This window comes from Corynebacterium sp. 21KM1197, assembly GCF_033783015.1.
Lineage (GTDB): Bacteria > Actinomycetota > Actinomycetes > Mycobacteriales > Mycobacteriaceae > Corynebacterium.
The window spans coordinates 1563340-1585291 of sequence record NZ_CP123907.1; the positions used below are offsets into that span (position 1 = coordinate 1563340).

General features: G+C 66.0%; 18 protein-coding genes. 4 read left to right on the forward strand and 14 right to left on the reverse strand.

The features are described 5' to 3' along the window. Positions 1–3: 3 nt before the first annotated feature. From murG to OLW90_RS07645, 12 genes are all read right to left on the reverse strand, one after another. Positions 4–1083 (reverse strand): undecaprenyldiphospho-muramoylpentapeptide beta-N-acetylglucosaminyltransferase, encoded by a 1080-nt coding sequence (murG, locus tag OLW90_RS07590; RefSeq protein ID WP_319649492.1) that lies wholly within the window; start codon positions 1081–1083, stop codon positions 4–6. Positions 1084–1086: 3 nt separating this feature from the next. After that, positions 1087–2664, reverse strand: a complete 1578-nt coding sequence (locus tag OLW90_RS07595; RefSeq protein WP_319649493.1) for an FtsW/RodA/SpoVE family cell cycle protein — start codon at positions 2662–2664, stop codon at positions 1087–1089. Between the two features lie 16 nt (positions 2665–2680). Next, positions 2681–4180, reverse strand: coding sequence for a UDP-N-acetylmuramoyl-L-alanine--D-glutamate ligase (gene murD / locus OLW90_RS07600; RefSeq protein ID WP_319649494.1), 1500 nt, complete (start codon positions 4178–4180; stop codon positions 2681–2683). Between the two features lie 3 nt (positions 4181–4183). Then, positions 4184–5323 carry a phospho-N-acetylmuramoyl-pentapeptide-transferase gene (gene mraY, locus OLW90_RS07605; RefSeq protein ID WP_319649495.1) on the reverse strand — a complete coding sequence of 380 codons (1140 nt, stop codon included), beginning with the start codon at positions 5321–5323 and terminating at the stop codon, positions 4184–4186. Positions 5324–5343: 20 nt separating this feature from the next. After that, a complete protein-coding gene (locus OLW90_RS07610) occupies positions 5344–6834 on the reverse strand; it encodes a UDP-N-acetylmuramoyl-tripeptide--D-alanyl-D-alanine ligase (RefSeq protein ID WP_319649496.1) in 1491 nt (496 codons plus the stop codon). A gap of 14 nt (positions 6835–6848) precedes the next feature. Then, entirely contained in the window at positions 6849–8363 is a 1515-nt protein-coding gene (locus OLW90_RS07615; RefSeq protein ID WP_319649497.1) for a UDP-N-acetylmuramoyl-L-alanyl-D-glutamate--2,6-diaminopimelate ligase, read from the reverse strand. A 54-nt stretch (positions 8364–8417) separates the two neighbouring features. Then, positions 8418–10289 carry a penicillin-binding protein 2 gene (locus tag OLW90_RS07620; protein ID WP_319651854.1) on the reverse strand — a complete coding sequence of 624 codons (1872 nt, stop codon included), beginning with the start codon at positions 10287–10289 and terminating at the stop codon, positions 8418–8420. A 150-nt stretch (positions 10290–10439) separates the two neighbouring features. Further along, positions 10440–11189, reverse strand: coding sequence for a hypothetical protein (locus tag OLW90_RS07625; RefSeq protein WP_319649498.1), 750 nt, complete (start codon positions 11187–11189; stop codon positions 10440–10442). Further along, a complete protein-coding gene (rsmH, locus tag OLW90_RS07630; protein WP_319649499.1) occupies positions 11186–12238 on the reverse strand; it encodes a 16S rRNA (cytosine(1402)-N(4))-methyltransferase RsmH in 1053 nt (350 codons plus the stop codon). Before rsmH ends, OLW90_RS07625 begins: the two co-directional genes overlap by 4 nt. A 194-nt stretch (positions 12239–12432) precedes the next feature. Next, positions 12433–12867 (reverse strand): division/cell wall cluster transcriptional repressor MraZ, encoded by a 435-nt coding sequence (gene mraZ, locus OLW90_RS07635; protein ID WP_319649500.1) that lies wholly within the window; start codon positions 12865–12867, stop codon positions 12433–12435. 543 nt (positions 12868–13410) lie between these two features. Further along, complete coding sequence (locus OLW90_RS07640) at positions 13411–13809, reverse strand: DUF3040 domain-containing protein (RefSeq protein WP_319649501.1); 399 nt, start codon at positions 13807–13809, stop codon at positions 13411–13413. A gap of 94 nt (positions 13810–13903) precedes the next feature. Next, entirely contained in the window at positions 13904–14266 is a 363-nt protein-coding gene (locus OLW90_RS07645; protein ID WP_319649502.1) for an SAV_6107 family HEPN domain-containing protein, read from the reverse strand. Positions 14267–14565: 299 nt separating this feature from the next. On the opposite strand from OLW90_RS07645, the gene OLW90_RS07650 reads away from it, so the two are divergent. Genes OLW90_RS07650 through OLW90_RS07660 form a run of 3 tightly spaced genes read left to right on the forward strand, consistent with a single transcriptional unit; the run spans position 14566 to position 17899 of the window. After that, positions 14566–15252: an N-acetyltransferase gene (locus OLW90_RS07650; protein ID WP_319649503.1), complete on the forward strand. Its 687-nt coding sequence runs from the start codon at positions 14566–14568 to the stop codon at positions 15250–15252. A 27-nt stretch (positions 15253–15279) separates the two neighbouring features. Next, positions 15280–16425, forward strand: coding sequence for a polyprenyl synthetase family protein (locus OLW90_RS07655; protein WP_319649504.1), 1146 nt, complete (start codon positions 15280–15282; stop codon positions 16423–16425). A gap of 16 nt (positions 16426–16441) precedes the next feature. Next, positions 16442–17899, forward strand: a complete 1458-nt coding sequence (locus tag OLW90_RS07660; protein WP_319649505.1) for an alpha-(1->6)-mannopyranosyltransferase A — start codon at positions 16442–16444, stop codon at positions 17897–17899. On the opposite strand, the gene OLW90_RS07665 is transcribed toward OLW90_RS07660, so the two are convergent. Further along, a complete protein-coding gene (locus OLW90_RS07665; RefSeq protein WP_319649506.1) occupies positions 17868–18236 on the reverse strand; it encodes an Rv2175c family DNA-binding protein in 369 nt (122 codons plus the stop codon). The genes OLW90_RS07660 and OLW90_RS07665 overlap by 32 nt on opposite strands. A 61-nt stretch (positions 18237–18297) precedes the next feature. Here OLW90_RS07665 and pknB point away from each other — a divergent pair, with 61 nt between their 5' ends. Next, on the forward strand, positions 18298–20520 hold the full coding sequence (pknB, locus tag OLW90_RS07670; RefSeq protein WP_319649507.1) for a Stk1 family PASTA domain-containing Ser/Thr kinase: 2223 nt from the start codon (positions 18298–18300) through the stop codon (positions 20518–20520). Positions 20521–20544: 24 nt separating this feature from the next. Here pknB and OLW90_RS07675 read toward each other — a convergent pair whose 3' ends face one another. Continuing rightward, on the reverse strand, positions 20545–21933 hold the full coding sequence (locus tag OLW90_RS07675; RefSeq protein WP_319649508.1) for a class II 3-deoxy-7-phosphoheptulonate synthase: 1389 nt from the start codon (positions 21931–21933) through the stop codon (positions 20545–20547). Between the last annotated feature and the right edge of the window lie 19 nt (positions 21934–21952).

Here is a 21952-nt window from a genome sequence, read left to right on the forward strand (position 1 = left end):
TGGTCAGGCCAGGGCGGCGGCCACGCGATCCGCGATGACCTCCGCCGCGTTATTACCGGCGCGGGCCGCGGCGGCCCGGCGCATCTTCTGGTGCTCGTGGGGGTTGGACAAAATGCTCAGTACCTCGCTGGCCAGGCAATCCCCGCTGAGATCTCCGTCCGAGATGGTGCGCGCGGCCCCGGCCTTGATCACGTCCTTGGCATTAAGCCCTTGCTCCCCGTTGCCGTGCGGCAGCGGCACGTAGATCGCCGGGAGATGCGCGGCCGTCACCTCCGCCACCGTCATGGCCCCGGAGCGGCACACAATCAGATCCGCCACGGCATAGGCCGCCGCCATATCCGTGATAAAGGGCAGGGGCACGTAGTGTTCGCGCGGCTGCGGGGCCTCGTTCTTCTTGCCGTAGGCGTGCAGCACCTGGATTCCCGCCCCGGTGATCTCGTCCAGGGCCTTGGCCAGGGCCTTGTTCAGGCTCATCGCCCCCTGGGAACCGCCGGTGACCAGCACCGTGGAACGATCCACGTCCAGCCCCCACTCGGCGCGGCCGCGCTCGGCGGCCACCCCCTCGCGGTCATGGGAGAGCGAGGAGCGAATGGGAATCCCCACCACGTCACCCTTCATTCCGGAACCGGAAACGGCATTAAAGCCCGTGCCGCCCAGGCGCACGCCCAGTTTATTGGCCAGCCCGGCCTTGGCATTGGCCTCATGCACATAAAAGGGCAGACCTAGGCTGGCCGCCGCCAGATACGCCGGGGCGGCCACGTATCCGCCAAAGCCCACCAGGGCGTCGGCGGAGACCTCGCGCAGGATCTTCTTGGTCTCCTGAACCGCGCCGCGCACCCGCAGCGGGAGGCGCATCAGATCGGCGTTGAGTTTGCGCGGCACGGGCACCGGCGGAATCATCTTGAGGTCAAAGCCCCGCGCGGGCACCAGATCCTTTTCCAGGCCGCGCTCGGTTCCCAGAGCCGTGACCCTCATGCCGTGCCGATCCCGCAGAGCCTCGGCCACCGCCAAGGCCGGTTCGATGTGCCCCGCCGTGCCGCCGCCAGCGACCACGATGGACGGGCTCTGAGATTGTTGCGCCATGTCTTACTTGCTTCTCCTTGTTCGTGGCTGCCGGGACGCCCTGGGCTGACCCCCGGAAGCAGATCCTCGGGGCCGAGGATTGCGCGTAGGAACACTATCGTAATCCCGGCGAGGACGCGGCGAATCCACAGGGGCACCCGTGCCAGCCACCGGGCGCGCAGGCCGCTTCGGTGGTTGGCCCGCAGGCCGCTCCGCCTGGGCCGACCGCCTGGGCCGCCCCGTCACCGGCTGCCCAAATCTGGCCTGCCGCTCCTCCTCGGTGCTGCCGCGCCGCACGCCCTGGGGGCGTCGGGAGTTCTCCGGGTGCTCGTCCGCGTCCGGCTCCGCGATCAGCAACAGCCGATCGAACATCGGGCGGCCGTAGGACTTCACCGCGGACACCGCCTCCGGCTCGTGGCGCGCCACGTTGGCCAGCAAGCCCATGGAGGTCAGGGTGATGATCGCGGAGGTACCGCCGGCGGAAATCATGGGCAGCTGAATACCCGTCACCGGAAGCAAGCCCACAACGTACCCGATATTGATGAATGCCTGGGACACAATGCCCGCCGTAAGCGTGGCCGCCAGGAGAGACTGATAATTATCCCGCGCGCGCAGGGCAGTGCGGAAGCCAAAAAAGCCCAACACGCCAAAGAGCGCGATGACCACTACCCCGCCCCACAGGCCCAATTCCTCACCGATGATGGCAAAGATAAAGTCATTGCGGGCCTCGGGGAGGTAGAACCATTTGGCGCGGGACTGCCCCAGCCCCACCCCACCCACGGAGCCATCGGCCAGGGATAAAAAGCCCTGGTAGGACTGGAAGGCGGTGCCCCGGGTGTCATCGAAGTGCCCAAAGAGCGCGTCAAAGTACACGTGGAAGCGGTGCGAGCGGAAACCGCCCACCGCCAGCACCGCCGCCATGCCGATAAAACCAAAGGCCAGCGCCGCCACGATCCAGCGGTGCGATACCCCGGCAAAAAGCAGCACAAAGAGCACCACGATGGCAAAGGAAATGGCCATGCCCAGGTCGCCCTCCGCCATAATCAGCAGCATGAGTGCAATAGCAATACCCGTAAAAACCGTGTAGGGACTGCGCAGACCGGAACTCTCCACCCGTCGATTAGCCAAAAAGTGCGAACCGAAAATGGCAATCGCCACCTTGGCAAACTCCGAGGGCTGCAAGCGCAGCGGCCCCAGCACGATCCAGGACTGGGAGCCCACCTCCTCGCGGCCGGTACCAATGCCTGGAATCAACACCGCGATGAGCAGCACCACGGCCACCAGCAAGATCCCGGTGGCCCACTTGCGCACCGTCTGCGGCGGGATCTTCAGGCACACCCAGAACATCAGCAGGCCCGCCGCCACCATGCTGCCCTGGCGCAGCGCGGTGCTCCACACCGTGGCTCCCTCGATGATGGACCAGGTCATGGAGGAGGACATCACCATCACCAGGCCAATGCCGGTGAGCAGGAAAACGGTGATGCGCAGCATCAGGTAATCCAGGCCGGGCTGCCCGTCCATCGCGCGATTGAGCCGACGAATCGCCTGGGTAATCCTTGAGGGTGGCTCGGTGGGGGCCGTCGGTGCGGTGGTGGTGCTCATCTGGGTTCTCCCTGTCCTACCTCGACGGTGGTTCCGGTTCTGCTGTGACCTGCTTATCGACGCCGCCGCTATCGACGCCCTGTGTGCCCTGCTCGGCCGCCGCCCGCAGCGCCGCCGCAGCGAACATATCGCCGCGCTGCCCCATGCCGGTGTACATATCCAGGGAGGCCGCCGCCGGGGCCAGCAGCACCGTGTCCCCCGGCCTCGCCACCCGCTGCGCGATCTTGCCCACCGCCATCATGGCCGCGCGCGGGTCCGTTTCCGCCACGCTGTGTACCTCCACCTGGGGAGCATGGGCGCGCAAGGCCTCCTCGATGAGGCCGCGATCCTGCCCCAGCACGATCGCCGCGCGCATGCGGGAACCATAGCCGCGCACCAGGTCGGTGACGTCCGCGCCCTTGAGTTGGCCGCCGGCCACCCACACCACGGATTCCTCGGCGGCCAGGGCCGCCTCGGCAGCGTGGGGGTTGGTGGCCTTGGAGTTGTCCACCCAGCGCACGCCGCCGTGCTCGCTCACCACGTGCCCGCGGTGCCCGGCCACGTGGAAATCGCGCAACGCCTCCGCGATGGCCTCCGGGCTCACGCCCTGGCTGCGCGCCACGGCCGCCGCCGCCAGGGCGTCGAGCACCCCGGCGGGGCCAGCGGGCTCGATCCCCTCGACCGGGGCCAGCGCAATCGGTGCCGCCTGTGCATCGGGGTTTTCTTCCCCACCGCGCAGGGTCATCGCATCCACCAGGTGCCCGCCCAATACACCCACGCCACCGGGAGCGGGTTTACTCAGGCCGAAGGGAATGATCTTTTCTTCCAGTCCCTCGGCCCGCACGAGGTCGCGCACCTCGGGGCTATCCATGCCCGCCACCGCCACGGGGCCACGCAGGGCCTTGGCCTTGGCGGCGGCGTAGGCCGCGTAGGAGCCGTGCCAGTCCAGGTGATCCTCCGCGAGGTTAAGCAATACCCCGGCGTCGGGAGTAAAGCGCTGCGACCAGTAAAGCTGGAAGCTGGAGAGTTCCGCCACCAGCACGTCCACGCGGGCCTCGCCCGCCTCGGACAACACATCGCCCACCGCCGTGCCGATATTGCCCACGGCCTGCGCGCGGAATCCTCCGCGCTGCATCATGGCCGCCAGCATGGCGGTGGTGGTGGTCTTGCCGTTCGTGCCCGTGACCGCCAGCCAGGTGCGGCGCGGTCCAAACACCCCAGCCTGGTCGAGCCGCCAGGCCAACTCCACGTCACCCAGCACCGGGATCTCGCGCAGCCGGGCCTGCTCAAACAGTTCCGTCTCCGGCCGCCACCCCGGCGAGGTCACCACCAGGGAGTAATGCTCCAGCCGCGCCAGGGCCGTCTGCGTGTCCAGGGCGCCCTGCGCCCTATCGTCCACCAGGGAGTATTCCACGCCAATCGCTTCGCACATGCGCGCGGTGGCCGTGCCGGATACCCCGGCGCCCGCGATCAGGACGGGGCCACGCAGGTCGGCGGGGATGTTCTCTCGAAGCACAGAGTTATTCGTATTATTCATGTCTTAGGCCCCCATGCCCTCGGCCAGGGCCACCACGGTGTATTCATCGGTGGCACCCACCCACTCGCCGTAGAACAGGGCCATGCCCACGGCCACTGCCAGCGCCGCGATGATCCAGAAGCGGATCACCACCGTGGTTTCCGCCCAGCCGCCGTTTTCAAAGTGGTGGTGAATGGGGGCCATGCGGAAGAAGCGCTTGCCGGTGGCCTTGAACACCGCCACCTGGATCACCACGGAGGAAACCTCCATCACAAAGAGGATGCCAAAGAGGATCATCAGCAGCTCCGTGTGCGAGACCACGGAGAGGCCCGCCACCAGGCCACCGAGCGCCAGGGAGCCGGTATCGCCCATGAAGATCTTGGCCGGGGCCGCGTTCCACCACAAAAAGCCCAGGCAGGCGCCCAGGGCCGCCGCGGCGATCACCGCGAGGTCCAGCGGATCGCGCACCGAGTAGCAGCCGGGGCCCACCTGCTCTGAGCAGGAATTGCGGTACTGCCAGAAGGTGAGAACCATGTACCCGCCCATCACCAGGGAGGTCACGCCCGCCGCCAGGCCGTCCAGCCCGTCGGTGAGATTCACGGCGTTTGACCACGCGCTGATCAGAATCACCATGAACGCGATGAAAAAGATCAGGCCGATTCCCCCGCCCAGGGCCAGATCCACGGTGGGAATATCGCGGATAAAGGAGAGATTGGTGGAGCCGGGGGTGATGCCCTTATCGTTGGGGAATTGCAGCACCAACACCGCAAAGGCGATGCCCAGCACCAATTGGCCCACCAGTTTCCCGGTCTTATTCAGGCCCAGGTTGCGGGATTTAAAAAGCTTGATGGAATCATCGGCAAAGCCCAGGGCGCCCAGCCCCAGGGTGAGCCCGAGGACGAGGAGACCGGAGGCCGTAAAGCCCCGCGATCCCGTCTCCGTAATGAGGGCATACAGGCCGGTGACGACGTAGCCCATCACGATGCCCGCGATGATGGCAATGCCACCCATCGTGGGAGTGCCGCGCTTGCGCAGGTGGGATTTGGGGCCATCCTCCCGAATCTCCTGGCCCAGCCCCTCGCTGCTGAATCTCTTGATCAGAATGGGGGTGGTCACGATGGAGACGAGGAAACTAACGATTCCTGCGATGATGATGTGGGTCACGGGGATTCCTTCGCCTGCTTTTACCTAGAAACGTCTCGGGTGTCATCTTGCGCGCTCGCCAGGCGCTCGGCCACTCGCCAGAGCCCCTGGGAATTGGAGGCCTTCACCAGCACGGCGTCGCCGGGGCTCAGGAGGCCTTGAAGCTGCGCCACGGCGGCGTCGATAGTGTCCACCACGCTCGTGCGCACGCCGCCGGCCGCGGCCTCCTCGGCCGTCGCCCGGCAGGCCTCGCTCGCACCCACCATCACCAGGTCCGCGATGTGGTAGCGCGCTACCTCCCGGCCGAGTTCCCGGTGAGCGGCCACCGCCTCGGCGCCGAGTTCGCTCATCTCGCCCAGCACCGCCACGGAGCGCGCCTCCGTGCGTGCCGATGCCGTGTAGGCCAGCGCCGCGATGCCCGCGCGCATGGAGTCAGGATTGGCATTATAGGCATCGTTGATCACCGTCACGCCATCGGCTCGGGTATGCACGTCCATGCGGTGCGCGGACGCCGTGACGTGCTGCGATAGCGCCGCAGCCACCTGCTCCAGGGTCAGGCCGCTTTCCAGGCCCACCGCCGCGGCCGCCAGGGCGTTGGAGACCTGGTGCGCGCCAAAGACCTGGAGTTTCACCCGCACGCTCTCCCCCCGATGGTTCAGGGTAAAGGCGGCGCGGGCCACGTCGTCGAGGTCGATCTGCGTGGCACGCAGGTCCGCCTCCCGCCTGTCCTCGGCGGAAAAGGTGAGCACCCGCGCCTGGGTGCGCCGGGCCATGGGCAGCACGTAATCATCGTCGGCGTTGAGGATCGCCACGCCCTCGCGCGGCAGCGCCTCCACGAGTTCGCCCTTGGCCTGGGCGATGTTCTCCCGGGAGCCAAACTCCCCCAGGTGTGCGCTGCCCACGTTGAGTTCCACGCCCAGGTGCGGCGGGGCGATCTGAGCCAGGTGGGCGATGTGCCCCAGGCCGCGCGCGCTCATCTCCGCCACGAGGAACCTCGTGTCCGGCTCGCACCGCAGGGCGGTATAGGGGTGCCCGATCTCGTTATTAAAGGAACCGGGGGGCGCCACCGTGGGCCCCAGGTGCCGCAGCACCGAGGCGATCAGATCCTTCGTGGAGGTCTTGCCCGCCGAGCCCGTCACGCCGATCACCCGCAACCCGTGTTCCCGGCTGAGTTCCCGCACCACCGCGCGCGCCAGGTCAGAGAGCGCCGTCACCACGGCCGCCGCCGAGCCATCGGCATCGTGGCGGAAAAGTTCCGCGTTGCTGTCCGTCTTGCCCTGGGGCTTAACGACGATCGCGGGTACCCCCACCGGGCGCGCCGCCAGCACCGCGACCGCCCCGGCCTCCACGGCGGTGCGGGCATAATCGTGCCCGTCCACGCGGGCACCGGGCAGGGCCACGAATAAACCGCCGGGGGTGACCTTGCGGGAATCAAACTCCACAAATCCCGTCACCTGGGCCTGCGGATCGGGAACATCGTGCAATTCCCCGCCGACAATATCGGCTATCTGTGCGAGTGAAAGCGGTATCATGGGCTTTTAAAGATTTACCTTTCTGTTCCCGCAGTTTTTTCTACCGCGCGGCGCAATTCTTCCCGATCATCAAAGGGGTGGTTCACGCCCCGAACGAGCTGGCCGTTCTCATGGCCCTTACCCGCCACCACGATGGCGTCGCCAGGCCGAGCCCAGCCCGCCAGCGCGGCGATGGCTTGCCGACGATCCCCCACCTCCACGATCTCCGGGGCGGGCTCGCGCTCCTGGGCCGCCTCCCTGGCCCCATCGAGCACGGCGGCGCGGATCGGGGCGGGATCCTCATCGCGGGGGTTATCGTCCGTGATCACCACGAAGTCCGCGCGGCGGGCGGCCTCCGCGCCCATGATCGGGCGCTTGGAGTGATCGCGGTTTCCGCCCGCGCCCACCGCGATGCCGATGCGGCCCGCCACCTGCCCGCGTAGGGTATCCAGAACCTCCGCGATGGCGGCCGGCTTGTGTGCATAGTCCACCACCGCGATGTATTCCTGGCCCGCGTCCACACGCTCCATGCGGCCCGGCACCGCCACCGTGGCCAGGGCCCGGGCGAATACCTCCACGTCCACCCCGGCGGCGTGGGCTATGGCCACGGCCACCGCCGCGTTGGCCACGTTGAAGCGGCCCGGGAGCGGCAACCGCACGTCCAAAGAGGCGCCCTCCAGATCGAGGCGGAAGGTTTGTACGCCCTGGGAATCCACCTCGACGTCATGAGCCTGCACCAGAGCTTGGTGGCCCCGGGTGGACACCGTCAGGGGATACTCGCCCGCCACCTGAGCCATGCGCTGGCCCCAGTCATCGTCCACGCACACCACGACCTTCTCCGCGCGCAGGGAGGAATCCGGGCGGAAAAAGAGCGCCTTGGTATCAAAGTAATCCTGCATGGTGGGGTGGAAATCCAGGTGATCCTGGGAAAGGTTGCTAAAGGCCCCCACCGCAAACCGCGTGCCCTGCACGCGGCGCAGGGCCAGGGCGTGGCTGGACACCTCCATCACCACGTGCGTGACGCCCTCGGCCACCATGCGGGCAAAAAGCGCCTGAAGCATGGGGGCCTCCGGCGTGGTGAGGGAGGTGGGCACCGGCTGCCCGTTGATCCGGGTGCCAGTGGTACCGATCAACCCCACCGAATACCCCGCGGCCAATAACCCGGCCTCCACCAGGTAACTCGTGGTGGTTTTCCCCGAGGTACCCGTGATTCCCAGGACGGTGAGTTTCTCGCTGGGGTGCTCATATACCTCGGCCGCCGCATAGCCCAGCACGTCGCGGACGTCGGCCACCTCGATCACCGGGCGAGTCTCCCCCGCAGCCTTAAGGATCTCCACGCCGTGCTCATCGGTGAGGATCGCCCCGGCCTCGGTGTTTTCTGCAAAGGAGGCCCCGTGGACCCGCGTGCCCGGCAGGGCGGCAAAAAGTCCACCCGGCTCCACCGCCGCGGAATCCAGGCTCATGGAACTAAAGGCCTGGGCGGCATCCGCCTGCCCCAGCGCTATCCGGCCCTTGGTCACGCGCACCACCGCGTCCAGCGTTGCTGTCATCTTTCCTCTTCTCGCTTCTCGTCGTTTTCTGCCTTATTCCTTGAAATTAAAGATCTAGCCCGCCTGAAGGGTAAGCAACCCCTCCATCGGCGCCGAGGTGGGCACGTTATCCCGATCCAGCAGCCAGGAGGCCACGTCGCGGAAGATCGGGGCCGCCGATTGTCCGCCCTGCCCGCCGGGCTCCACGCCGCGATCGGGATCGTCCAGCATCACGGCGATCACATACCGGGGATCATCCGCCGGGGCCACACCGGCAAAGGTAATCCAGAAATCGCTCATGGAATACGCCCCGGTGTTGGGGTCCACCTGCTGCGCGGTGCCGGTCTTGCCAGAGGTCTGGTATCCCTCGATCGCGCCACCCGGGCCGGTACCGGACTGCACGCCGGTGGGATCGGACTGCGTTACCGCGCGGAACATATCCACCACGGTGCGGGCGGTCTCCGGGCGCACCACCCGGGTGCGCTTGGGCTCGGGTAGTTCCTCCTCGGTGCCATCGGGGTTGGTCACGGACTTGATAATGCGCGGCTCCACGCGCTCGCCGCCATTGGCCAGGGCCTGATACACGCTGGCCATCTGCAAGGTAGTCCAGGACATCCCCTGGCCGATGGGGAGGTTGGCAAAGGTACCGCCCGACCACTGCTCGGGAGAGGGCAGCAGGCCCGCAGACTCATTGGGTAGTTCCACGCCCGTGGTTTGCCCAATGCCAAACTTTTCCAGGTACTGCGCAAACTTTTCCTCGCCCAGGCGCTGGGCCAGCATGAGCGTGCCCACGTTGGAGGACTTACCAAAAATACCCGTGGTGGTGTACGGGGCGGTTCCGTGCGCCCAGGCGTCATTCACGGTAACGCCGGACATGCTGATCGCGCCCGGCACCTGCAATACCTCGTCCGGGGTGGTCAGCCCCTCCTCGATCACGCCGGCGGCGGTGATGATCTTGGCCACCGAACCCGGCTCGTAGGGAGCGCTAATGGAGGGATTATCAAAGTCCTTGCCGCGCTCCAATTGCTTTTCAATGTCCCCATTGGGATCAATGGTGCCGGTATTGGCCATCGCCACCACCTCGCCCGTGTGCGCGTCCAGCACCACGGCCTCGGCATCCTTGGCCCCGGAATTGGCGCGGGCCTGCTCTACCTTCTGCTGAAGATAATTCTGCACGTCCACGTCCACGGTGAGGCTCACGTTTTTGCCGTCGATAGCCGGAACCTGATCGCGCAGGGTGCCCGGAATCACCTGGCCGTCGGTGGATACGTCCTCCGTCATGCGGCCATTGATGCCGGATAGCAGGGCGTCGCCGGAGGCCTCAAAGCCAAATTGCCCCTGCCCGTCCATGGATACCTTGCCCAGGATATTCTCCCCTACCGCGCCGTTGGGGTATTGGCGAATGTCCTGGTGATCGGCGGCCACGCCGTGGAAGGTCTCCGCGATCTGGGCGGCTACGTCCGGGTCCACGTTGCGCACCAACACCTCGTAATGGCTATCGGCGCGCAGTTTCTCCTCGATCTCCTTGGAATCCACGTCCTCGGTGGAGGCCCCGGAATCCTTAATCATCTGCGGAATGCGCTCGGCCATATCCTTTAAGGTGGCCTCTACCTGCTCATCAAGGTAGGCATCACGATCCTGGGGCGCTGCCGCGCCCTCCGATACCTCCATGCGTAGTTCTAGGTCCTTCTGCTCGCGCAGTTCCTTGCGCAAAAGATCGGGAGAGACGGTCAGCGAGCGCGCCTGCATGGTGTAGGACATTTCCCGGCCATCGCGATCCGTAATATCGCCACGGCGCGCCGGTTCCACGTAAATACGCGCGCGCTGTTCCTCGGCCTTAGCGGAGAGTTCCGGCCCCCAGATCACCTGCACCCAGGCCAATCGGGTGGCCAGCACCAATACCGCCACCACGAGGAAGGCCAGGACCAGGCTGAGCCGACGCCGCATGACCTGCTGCTGGGTACGCTGCTGAGGCCGGGGGCGCGCGGCCGGTGCCGGGCGATACGACGCCCCGGTGGAGTACCGGGGCGTCGCCGGGGTGCGACGATCACGAGGGGGATTCACTGCCCAATGCCACCTTCCCTAGTGCTCGTATCGTTAATTCAGATAGGGCGGCTGCGCCTGCCCGCCAGCCGGGGGTTGCGGCGCCGGTGCCGTCTGGCCCGCCTGCGGGGCTTGCTGCCCCTGCGGCAGGGCCTCCAGGTTCTCACCCATTCCCTCGGTCTTGTCCGGGTTACTCGATGCTGCGTTGGCGCGCGTCGGTGCCCCATTGACGTCCACGATCGGGCGCGAGTCTCCCTCTGCCGGACGGCGCTCGGTCACCTCACCGTTTTCTTCCACGGCCAGGATACCGGGCTGCTGCGGAACCACCATGCGGTTGTCATTGGCGTGGCGGACAAACTCTGAGGAACTCCGCGCGGTCTCCACGTCGCGATTGAGCGTCTCAATCTGGTTATCCAGCTGCTTTTCCTGCGCGGTGAGTTGCTGCAAGCGGAACGTCTGCTGGGTAGAAATGCCCGAGAGCGCCATAGCCAGTGCCACGCCCCCCACCAAAAGCACGATGGCCACCAGGCTAATCCGCGTCAGCCGGGAGGACTGCCGCGCCGTGGCCACCCTGCGCCCGCGCACGGAAACCACCTGACGAGAGCCCAACCGACCCACGGCGGGCTTGGGCACCACGCGGCGCACGGGGTTGCGCAGAGTGCGGCGCGGAGCGGCGGGAGCGGTGCGCGTGCCATTCGCGTTGCGACGTCCGTCGCGCTCCAGCAGAGCAGTGGCCGAACCTGTCGTGGCCTCCATGCTCATGTCTCGGCTACGACGAGCGCTCGTTTCGCTGTGGGAGTTCATCGGTATCCTCCGGGGATCGTGCTCTCGGCGTCTGTTCGGGTTCTCTCAATGGCGCGCACTCGCACCGGTGCGGCGCGCGGATTATCGTCAATTTCCTGTTTCGTGGCCTTTTCCGCGCCACGGGTTAGCAGCCGGAAACTCGGCTGCGTGCCCGGCAAATCCACGGGCAGACCCTGCGGCGTGGTGGAGGCGGTGATCTCGGAAAAATACCTCTTGACCAGGCGATCCTCATGGGATTGATAGCTCATGAACACCGCTCGGCCGCCCACACCCAGGCTGCCGGTGATGGCGGGTAACGCCGCCTCCAGGGAGGCCAATTCCGCATTCACCTCCACTCGCAGCGCCTGAAAGGTGCGCTTGGCGGGGTGCCCTCCGGTGCGCCGGGCCGCGGCCGGAATCGTCGCATACAGGAGTTCCACCAGTCTGCCGGAAGTATGAAAAGGCTCTTTTTCTCGCTCCCGCAGCACGGCGGAGGCGATCTTTCCGGCAAAGCGCTCGTCCCCGTAGGTCTTGAGCACCTTGGCCAATTCCCCATGGCTATAGGTATTGAGCACGTCGGCCGCCGTCCGGCCCGAGGTGGGATCCATGCGCATGTCCAGGGGCGCGTCTACCCGGTAGGCAAAACCCCGCTCCACCTGGTCGAGCTGCATGGAGGAAACGCCGAGGTCATACAGCGCCCCCGCGATCCCGTGAGAGCGAGCACGATCAATGATCGGCCCCTCGCCCCCGTCCAGGACCTCCGCCACCTGGTCATACCGGGCGTGAACGGGGTAAAATCGCTCGCCAAAACCCGCCTCGGTGATTCTCCGGGTGGCGTTTTCCAGGGAAACCGGATCGCGGTCAAAGCCAAGAAGCACCGCCTGGGGGAAGGTCCGCAAAAAATGCTCGGCATGGCCTCCGGCGCCAAGAGTGCCATCGACGATCACCGCGTGATCGCTCGCGGCCTCCACCGCAGGAGCAAGGAGGGCCGTGACGCGATCGCGTAGCACGGGCACGTGCCCGTGGTTCTCCGAAAGCCGCTCGCCGTATTCCTGCTTGTGCTCGTTCATCGTTACCGCTATCCCCCTTTCCTGCCGGTGTCCTCTGTGTCTCCCGGGCAGCCATTCGCCCGCCGTGTGTGAGCGAGTGCGTGCAGGGCCCCACCCGGATCATCCGAGGGCTCTGATGTCGGGGAAGTACACCAGAACACTCGGTATCGGGCAGAGTCCTCCGCGCACTCCGCCGCGATGCTCTCAACCGGCCTCTACAGCAAACCTCCGAGGACATCGTCGGCGTCCGCCGAGGAAAATGCCTCTTCCGTTTCTTGCTGATACTGAGACCAAGCCTCCGCATCCCAAATCTCCAGGAAGTCCACCGAGCCGATCACCACGCACTCCTTGGTCAGACCCGCGTAGTTTCGGTGCGCCGCAGAGAGCGTGATCCGGCCGTGGCCGTCTGGACGCTGCTCATCGGCGCTCGCCGCTAAGTTACGGATAAACGCGCGAGCCTCCGGGTTGGTGCGAGAGACCGCCGCAGCCTTGCGCGCCCTCTGCGCGAACTCCTCGCGCGGATAGACCGCCAGGCTGTGATCCTGTCCCTTGGTAACCATCAATCCACCCGCCAGTTCCTCGCGGAACTTGGCGGGGAGAGTGAGACGCCCCTTGTCATCGAGCTTCGGAGTATAGGTACCGAGAAACATCCCGGAACCACCTTCCTTCACTCTTTGCCACGGGACCGGCTTCCCTTCCCCTAGCCGGTGCCGGAGAGTTCTCACTCCCCAACATCAACCAGTGCGCCCCACTCTACCCCACTTCCCCCCACCAGAACTAGCCATAAGGCCACTTTAGTCACACAAGACACCAGAAAACACAGGTCATGGCTCTATTTTTCCCGTGGGGGATATTTCCACACCCTCCCCACACCCCAATCACACTAACAACATCAGCAACATCCATCACATTATGTACACGTTCCAGACATAAGAAAAAGGCATCACCCCACAGCCACACCCCGCCGATACTCACAGCATCCTTTTACACTCTGAACTGGCATTTTCCCAGAAATACCTGGTTCCACACCGCTCCCCCACGGCCCATTCCCACCCACCAAGACCCCACCGAGGGATCTCGGTGGGGAAAGTGGGGGAACACATGATGCTCCCACCCCAAACACACGATGGCCCTGCGCCCACCCCATCCAAGGGGCGAGCACAGGGCCCTCAATTAGTTATTTCCGCCACGACCTACTCAAAGCGGCGCCGGAAGTCCTCCTCCATGCGACTCGCCATCGTGGAACCACCCGCGGGCTTTCCCTGAACCCCGGCGCGCCCACCGGCCGCCCGACCGGAAGAAATTACCGCGTCCCCGGAACCCCTAAGCGCCCACACACCAGCACCGAACATCAAGAGGAATCCCGCCACACTCAAAGCGATAAACCACAGCGAGTTCTGCGCTAAGGCCACACCACCGATGAGCATGACCAGCCCCAGCACCCCCAAGGCAATACCACGGAATACTCGCCCCGGAGCAGCACCAACCACACCGCGCGCCCCGGTCACCGAGGACCCAAAGGTGGGGTCCTCCGCCAAGAGGGATTGCTCAATCTCCCGAAGCGCTCGTTGCTCCTGCTCTGATAGCGACACGATTCCTCCCAATATATTCCGGCCGTTCGCTGCTCACTATGTTCTCAACGACGTGGAGCGCAGATGTGTTCCCGGCACCTGATGCCCACCGCCACTAGGCGGCAGCCGCAAGAGCCACGGGTTCCGCCTCCACCTCGGCAAGAAAGGCAGAGGCCAGATCCAGCAGCTGATGCGCCACCTGCTCCTCTATCCGCGATTCTAGCCCGGAGTTCCACCGAGAGCGCAGGCGCGAAAACGCCTCAAACCGATCCGCCCAATAACCTCCTCGCCCGTCTACCAACCGCAACCGAGCCCACGCCCCGCCGGGAGCGCGGCGGCGACGCGCCACCGGGGCACCCGCCTGCACCGCACCCGCCACGCGCAGGGCGCAGCGGTACGCGGATTCAAAGGCCTCGCCGTATTGACCGGCCTCATTCTCCGCCAGGGCCTGAGCCAGCAATCCCCTCGCCTTATCCATAAAGTCCTCTCGCCCCACCCCCCACGGAGTGCGCGGCGCGATAACGTCCACGATATGCCCCCAACGCCGTAGCAGAAATTACCTGCGCCATTTCCTCTCTCCTTTACCTCAATCGCACACCGCGGCGGAATCATTCACAGCCATGAGCACCCAGCCCAGGCGTGCCATGCCCTCATTGACACCGCTCACCCTAAACACCGCGCGGGACAACCCCACCCGCATTATAGAACACATTTTCGATTTTGGCTTCATACTTCCTGCCTCGGCACCGCGCACACCAACGTGGTTGCATAGACACCATGCCCCTGTCTATCCATGCCCTCACGCCCACCGAGTTCGTCGCCGCCGCACCCCTCCTCGTGGACGTCTATCTCCATGCCATGAAATACCCCGCCCGCCTCCGCGAAAGCCGGATCGCCGCGTGGGAGCAGGACAGCACCTTGCCGGGGTTCCGCGCCTTCTGCGCACTGCACACCCCCGTGCTCAGCCCGCCCCGCGCCTCTCGGACGCAGGTCGCCCCCTCGGAGCCAGCGGGGGCGTCGCCAAGCGCCCCGCGCACACCCCCGATCCACCAAGCAGATCCCGCGCACATCGCGGGGGTTGTTTACGGTTTTCACGGCTCGGCGGATACGTGGTGGCATCAACAAGTGCAGCGGGGCCTGCTATATCGCCACCATTCCGCCACTCTCTTAGACGATTACTTTGAGGTCACGGAGGTGCATGTGGCACCGGCTTATCAGGGGCGCGGGGTAGGCCGGAATCTTCTTGCCCGCCTCCTCGACGGCCTCCCTGAGCCCACGGCACTTCTCTCCACCCCAGAGGTTCCGGGGGAGGCGAACCGCGCGTTTCGCCTCTATCGCTCCTTTGGCTTCCGCGACGTGCTGCGATCCTTCTATTTTCCCGGCGATTCCCGCCCATTTGCCGTGCTGGGGGCGCCCCTACCCCTCGCATCGCCCCTGCCAGCACGGGAAAGTCCCACCGGCTAGGTATCGTGTGTATATCACCCCGCGCTCTTGTCGGAAAGGACTATCCTCATCGTGGCTCATGACGCCCGCTCGCTTACGCTCAGCGATATTCCCGCCGCAACCCAGGAAATCCTCACCGAATACCTCGATTCCCGGCTGCCGGAGGTCAAGGCCATCGGCGCGCCCGTGGCCGAGGCGGCGGAGAGCCTGCGGGATTTTGTGCTCGGCGGCGGTAAACGCATTCGCCCGCTCTACGGGTGGGCGGGGTTCCTGGGGGCACACGGCCCGCACGGCCCGCACAGCCTAGCCCAGGGCGAGGGGGCGGAGAACCCCCGCGCCGTGCTTCAGGCAGTCAGCGCGCTCGAACTCATCCAGGCCTGCGCCCTCATTCACGATGACATCATTGACGCCTCCGATACCCGGCGCGGCGCCCCCACCGTGCACCGCCGCATGGAACGCCACCACCGCAATTCCGGCTGGCAGGGTGCGAGCGCGCACTTTGGCCAGTCCGTAGCCACCCTCGTCGGGGACCTCGCCTTGACCTGGGCCGATGACATGCTGCATGACGCCGGCCTTTCCCACACCGCCCTACTCCGCGCGCGCGAGCCGTGGCGCGGTATGCGCACGGAGGTCATCGGCGGCCAGTTGCTGGACATCACCCTAGAGGCCACGGCCAGCGAGGATATTGGCCTGGCGGAATCGGTCAATCGCTTCAAAACGGCCGCCTATACCATCGAGCGCCCGCTGCACCTGGGGGCCGCCCTTGGCGGGGCCACCCCCGAGGTTATCCAGGCCTTTCGGAGCTATGGGCGCGACGTGGGAATCGCCTTCCAGCTCCGCGATGACGTGCTGGGGGTCTTTGGCGACCCCGCCGTCACCGGCAAGCCCGCCGGAGACGATCTGCGGGAGGGCAAACGCACGGTGTTGCTGGCGCTCGCCCTCGCCGCCACGGATGAGCGCAATCCGGCGGCCGCCGAGGAACTGCGGCGCGGCGTCGGCTCACCGCTCGATGCTCCCGCCCTCGCCCGGCTCTCGGAGATCATCACCGAATCCGGGGCGCTCGCAGAGGTGGAGCGCCGCATCTCCTCCCTCGTGGATTCCGGGGTGGCACATCTCCAGGTGGAGGCAATCTCCCCCGAGGTGCGTTCGGCTCTGCGGGATCTGGCTATCCGCTCCACGGAGCGTCGGAAGTAAAACGGAAAGTACAGCCATGTCCGCGCCTTCTCTCCGCCCACTGCCGCTGGGGGCCCTCGGTACCGCGCTCATCGCCCTGGGGTCCTTTGGCGGTGGGGCCACTCGCAATCGGGGCGGCGTGCTGCACGCCCTGGGTCTTGATTTCTTTTCTTACGGGCACGGCGCGGGCCTGGCCAATACTATTTTGTGGGTCGGCATCCTTCTGCTCGTGGCCGCGTGGGTGCTCCTGGGCAGGCGCGTGCTCGCCGCACCCGCCGAGCGGCTTCACGAGGTGCGCCGGAGCCTCATCGCCTGGGTGCTTCCCCTGGTTTTTGCCGCCCCCATTCTTTCTCGGGACGTGTACTCCTACCTCATGCAGGGGGCCATGCTCCGCGATGGCTTTGACCCCTATACCCAGGGCGCAGCCATCAACCCCGGCCCCATGCTGCTGGAAGTATCCCACGATTGGCGCAATACCACCACGCCGTATGGCCCGCTTCACCTCTGGATCGGTGAGGGAATCACGCGCCTGGTGGGCGATAACATCACCGCGGGCATCGTCTTATACAAGCTGCTCTCCATCGCGGGCTTCGCCGCCATCGCCTGGTCCATTCCCCGCCTCGCTCGGGCCTTTCATGCTCCCCCCGCCACCGCCTTGTGGATCGGCGCGGCCAATCCGGTGATGATCCTGCACCTGGTGGGGGGGATGCACAACGAGTCCATCATGGTGGGGCTCGTGAGCCTCGGCCTCGTCTGCGCCGTGTATCACCGCTACGCCACCGCGATCGTTCTCATCGCGGTGGCGGTGGCGCTCAAGGCCACCGCGGCCTTCGCCCTGCCCTTCGTCGTCTGGATGGCATTGCGGCATTACACCTCGCCACACACCCCCCTGCTCAAGCGCTGCGCGGCTTTCCTCGGAATCGCGGCGGGAGGTGCCGCGCTCACCCTCGGCGTGGTGGCGGCGATCACCTGGGCCTCCCAGTCCTCCTGGGGCTGGCTGGCGGAAATATCCGGCAATTCCAAGGTGATTAATCCCCTGGCGCTTCCCTCCCTTCTCGCCGGGGTGGCCACGGATTTTCTTTTGCTTTTCGACGCCTCCCTCACCTTCAACGTCCCCCTGGAGTTCCTGCGCCGGGCTTCCGTGGTGCTCATGGGGCTCGGGCTGGTGGCGGCCTGGTGGTTCTTCCGTTCCTCCGCCATCCAGGCCCTGCGCGGTATCGCCGTGGCGTACTGCGTGGCCTTTGTGTTTAATTCCGTCACCCTGCCCTGGTACTACGCCAGCCTCATTTCCCTCGTGGCCGTCACCCCTGTGCCGCGCTGGGTCCTGCCCTGGACCACGGCGGCCTCCATCGTGGTCACCCTGGCCTTTACCGGCTCGGGCAATCACCAGTTGTATAACCCCCTGTGGATGCTTTCGACCACGCTGGTGGCCTGGGGCCTAACCACCTGGCTGTTTCGTCGGCCTACAGCGCCATCGCCTGCGCCCGGCGCATAACCTCACGGGCCAGGTGCCCGTGCAGCGCGTCGATGGGCCTGCCAGGGAGGGAATCATCCTCGGTAAAGAGGTAGCGGATAATCTCCTCGTCGCTATAGCCGCCGTCGGAAAGCAGCGCGATCACGCCGGGCACAAAGCGCTGCACCGTTCCTTTATCTCCCAGGAAAATCTCGGGAATCATGCGCACGCCCTCGTGCCTGATGGCGATGATCTTGTGGTCCCGGATCATGTCAATCACGCGGGTGACCAGGATTCCCAGCCGCTCGGAGGTTTCCTCCAGGGTCAGGAGGGATTCAGATGCGGGAAGAACGGCAGAGGACACACTTTGAACACTCACGGCACCCGAGTTTAGACGATGTGGCTACCACTCCCCCTGTGCCTTCGGCCATACTGGGGCCATGGCTCAACTTCAGGTGGGAGATGTCCTTGAGGGCAGGTACCAGATAGATCAACCGATCGCTCGTGGCGGCATGTCCACGGTGTATCGCTGCGTGGATCTCCGCCTGGGCCGCGCCGTGGCCGTCAAGGTCATGGACGATCGCTACATCGATGACCCCGTGTTCCGCCAGCGATTCCGCCGCGAGGCCCGCGCGATGGCCCGAATCAATCACCCGCACATCGTGGGGGTATATGACTTCGGTTCCGATGGCAACCACGTCTTTTTGGTCATGGAACTCATCACCGGCGGCACCCTGCGGGAACTCGTGGCCGAGCGCGGCCCCATGCCGCCGCACGCCGCCCTCTCCGTCATGCGCGCCGTGCTCACCGGCCTGGCCGAGGCACATCGCGGCGGTCTGATTCACCGGGACATCAAGCCCGATAACGTGCTCATCAGCGCCGATCACGCCGTCAAACTGGCGGACTTTGGACTGGTTCGCGCCACGGACTCCGAGCAGCACACCACCACGCACATCGTGGGAACGGCCGCCTACCTCTCCCCGGAGCAGGTGCGTGGCTCGGAACTCGGCCCCGCCAGCGATGTCTACTCCGCGGGCATCGTCCTCTTTGAGTTGCTCACCGGGGAAACCCCCTTCCAGGGCAGCACCGATCTGGAACGCGCCTACCAGCGCCTCGACCGGGACGTTCCCCCGCCCTCCGAGATCATCGAGGGCATTCCCCCGGAGATTGACGCCCTGGTGGCCCAGGCCACCCGGCGCGATCCCGCCCAGCGCTACGCGGACGCGCCCGCGTTCCTCACCGCCACCGAACAGATCGTGAAGGGCCTGCGCCTACCCCCCTTTACGGTGCCGTTGCCGCGTAATTCCGCCGCTCACCGCGCCGCGGAGATTCCCACGGATACCAGCTCGCTACCCACGGAGATGATGGCCACGGGAGTGATCGCCCCGCCGGACCCCGCGCCCGCCGACGAGCCGCCGCAGGATAACCCGGAGCAGACCGCCCTTTTGCTTCCCGACGTCCCCCCTGCCGCTCCTCCCACCCCGGAGCCCGCCCCGGCACCCTCCCCGTTGCCCCAGGCCGAGTACGCCCCCGAACCACCGCCGCGCCCTGCGGCTCCCCCCGCCACTCCCACGACTCGCCCCTACACCAATCGCTCCCCCATCGGGCTCGCCGCCTGGCTCACTGTCCTCGCGGTCATCCTCGGGGCGGTGGCCCTGGGCGGATGGTGGCTCGGCTCCGGGCGCTACGGCGAGATTCCCGAGGTCATCGGCACGGAGAGAGTCTATGGCCTCGCCGCCGTGCAAGAGGCAGGCTTTGAGGCCACCGCCCGCGAGGTCTACGACGATGAGATAGATCAGGGCCATATCATCGGCACCGATCCCGCCGGGGAGAAAGCAGTGCGGGGCTCCGAGGTCACGGTCTTGGTGTCCCAGGGCAGGCCCACGGTTCCCGCCATTCCCGAGGGGGCCGATGCGGAGCGATACCAGCAACTCCTCGAGGAGCGCACGTTATCCTCGCAGGTGGCAGGCCGAAAATACTCCGATGATATTCCCGCCGGTGGTGTGCTTTCCGCCTCCCCCGCAGTCGGGGAGGCCGTGCCCACCCACAGCACCGTCGAACTGACGATCAGCAAGGGGCCTGCCCCCGTGCACGTGCCCGACCTCGACGGCATGGACGAGGCGGAGGCCACCAAGGCCCTAGAGAAGGTTGGGCTCAAGGTCAGCGCGGTGGATTGGGCCTTTGATTCCCAGAATGACTACGGGGAGGTCAGCAGCACCGTGCCGGAAAGCGGCGCCGAGGCCACCCGTGGAGACGGGGTTCGCCTGGTGCTTTCTACCGCCCGCACGGTGCCAAACCTCTCCGGCATGAGCACCGAGGAGGCCGCCGCCCGCCTCGCGGAGGAGGGCCTGAGCCTGGGCGAGGTCACCACTGATCCCGAGGCAACAGGCACGTATGGCGAGGTGGAGAGCACCACGCCGAACTCCGGTAGCCGCGTCAATCCCGCGGAAACAGCCGTGGACGTGGTTCTGCCCGGTCAGGTGCGCGCTCCCCTGCTACTGGGCAAGACCGTCTCCGAGGCCAGGAAGATCGCCCAGGAACAGGGCCTGACCCTGGACACGGGCCGCTCCGTTTCCGATCAAGCCCGGATCATCACCCAATCCCCCCGCCCCGGCAAGAGCCTTTCCGTGGATTCCCCCGTGGTGGTCACCGCCCTGGGCTAAGGCCCGGGGCGAGCGCCACCGGCATTATCGGCGCAGCATCTCCGCCACCAGGAACGCCAGCTCCAGGGACTGTTGGGTGTTCAGGCGCGGGTCCACGGCGGACTCGTAGCGCCCCGGAAGATCCACGTCCGTGATGTCCTGGGCTCCGCCCAGGCACTCGGTGACATCCTCGCCGGTGAGTTCGATGTGCAGGCCACCGGGGTGAGTACCCAGGGCGCGGTGCACCTCGAAGAAGCCCTGCACCTCGTCGATGATCTTGTCAAAGTGGCGGGTCTTGTACCCGTTGGAGGCGGTGAAGGTATTGCCGTGCATGGGATCGCACTGCCACACCACCTTGTGCCCGGCGTTCTCCACGGCGCGCACCACGCCCGGAAGCACCTCGCGCACCTTGCCGTACCCCATGCGGGAAACAAAGGTCAGGCGGCCCGGCTCGCGCTCCGGGTCGAGCTTGGCGGCGTAGGCCACCGCCTCCTCCGGGGTCACCGAGGGGCCGATCTTCAGGCCCACGGGGTTGGCGATCATCGCGGCGAAGTTGATGTGGAAGTCATCAATGCCACGGGTGCGCTCACCAATCCACAATTGGTGCGCGGAGAGATCGTAAATCCGGGTGGTATCGCTCTCATCCTTGGCCAGGCGCAGCATGCCGCGCTCGTAATCCGCCAGGAGGGCCTCGTGCGAGCAGTACACCGTGGCGCTGCTGAGAGAATCATCGCGCACCTGGCAGGCCTCCATGAACTTCAAGCCGCGCTCTATCTCCTTGGCCAGGGCCTCGTAGCGGGCACCGGCGGCCGAGGTGGCCACGAAGTCTCGGTTCCACTGGGTCACGCGGTGCAGGTCTGCGGTGCCCGAGGAAGTTAGGGCGCGCACCAGGTTCATGGCGGCGGAGGAGTTCGCGTAAGCCCGGATCATGCGGGCGGGATCGTGCTCGCGGGCCTTCTCCGTGGGCTCCACACCATTGACGATGTCCCCTCGGTAATTCAGCAGGCCGTTTTCGTCCCGATCCGCGGAACGCGGCTTGGCGTACTGGCCCGCGATGCGGGCGAGCTTCACCACGGGGGTAGAGGCGCCGTAGGTCAGCACCACGGCCATCTGAAGGAGGGTCTTAATGTTAGCGCGGATATGCGGCTCATTATTCGATTCAAATGTCTCCGCGCAGTCACCTCCCTGGAGGAGGAAGGCTTTGCCCAGGGCGACGTCGGCAAGCTGCTGCTTGAGGTCGCGCACCTCGGGAGCCACCACCACCGGAGGCACGGATTCGAGGAGTTTGCGCACGTTATCGGCGCTCACGCGGTCCCAGGTGGGCTGCTGATGAGCGGGACGCGCGATGACGTCCTCAAACACCTCTTGGATACCGTCCGGCAACGGGGGAAGATCAGGCAGGGCTTCTTTGGGAATATCTACGGTCCAACTCACACTCCCAGTGTAGTCAAGA

Coding starts and splice junctions, on each gene's coding strand:
- OLW90_RS07645 (WP_319649502.1), bottom strand. CDS start 14,266: ATGGATAAGGCGAGGGGATTGCTGGCTCAGGCCCTGGCGGAGAATGAG.
- rsmH (WP_319649499.1), bottom strand. CDS start 12,238: ATGAACGAGCACAAGCAGGAATACGGCGAGCGGCTTTCGGAGAACCAC.
- murD (WP_319649494.1), bottom strand. CDS start 4,180: ATGAATAATACGAATAACTCTGTGCTTCGAGAGAACATCCCCGCCGAC.
- mraZ (WP_319649500.1), bottom strand. CDS start 12,867: ATGTTTCTCGGTACCTATACTCCGAAGCTCGATGACAAGGGGCGTCTC.
- OLW90_RS07625 (WP_319649498.1), bottom strand. CDS start 11,189: ATGAACTCCCACAGCGAAACGAGCGCTCGTCGTAGCCGAGACATGAGC.
- OLW90_RS07620 (WP_319651854.1), bottom strand. CDS start 10,289: ATGCGGCGTCGGCTCAGCCTGGTCCTGGCCTTCCTCGTGGTGGCGGTA.
- OLW90_RS07615 (WP_319649497.1), bottom strand. CDS start 8,363: ATGACAGCAACGCTGGACGCGGTGGTGCGCGTGACCAAGGGCCGGATA.
- murG (WP_319649492.1), bottom strand. CDS start 1,083: ATGGCGCAACAATCTCAGAGCCCGTCCATCGTGGTCGCTGGCGGCGGC.
- OLW90_RS07660 (WP_319649505.1), top strand. CDS start 16,442: ATGTCCGCGCCTTCTCTCCGCCCACTGCCGCTGGGGGCCCTCGGTACC.
- OLW90_RS07650 (WP_319649503.1), top strand. CDS start 14,566: ATGCCCCTGTCTATCCATGCCCTCACGCCCACCGAGTTCGTCGCCGCC.
- pknB (WP_319649507.1), top strand. CDS start 18,298: ATGGCTCAACTTCAGGTGGGAGATGTCCTTGAGGGCAGGTACCAGATA.
- OLW90_RS07610 (WP_319649496.1), bottom strand. CDS start 6,834: ATGATACCGCTTTCACTCGCACAGATAGCCGATATTGTCGGCGGGGAA.
- OLW90_RS07595 (WP_319649493.1), bottom strand. CDS start 2,664: ATGAGCACCACCACCGCACCGACGGCCCCCACCGAGCCACCCTCAAGG.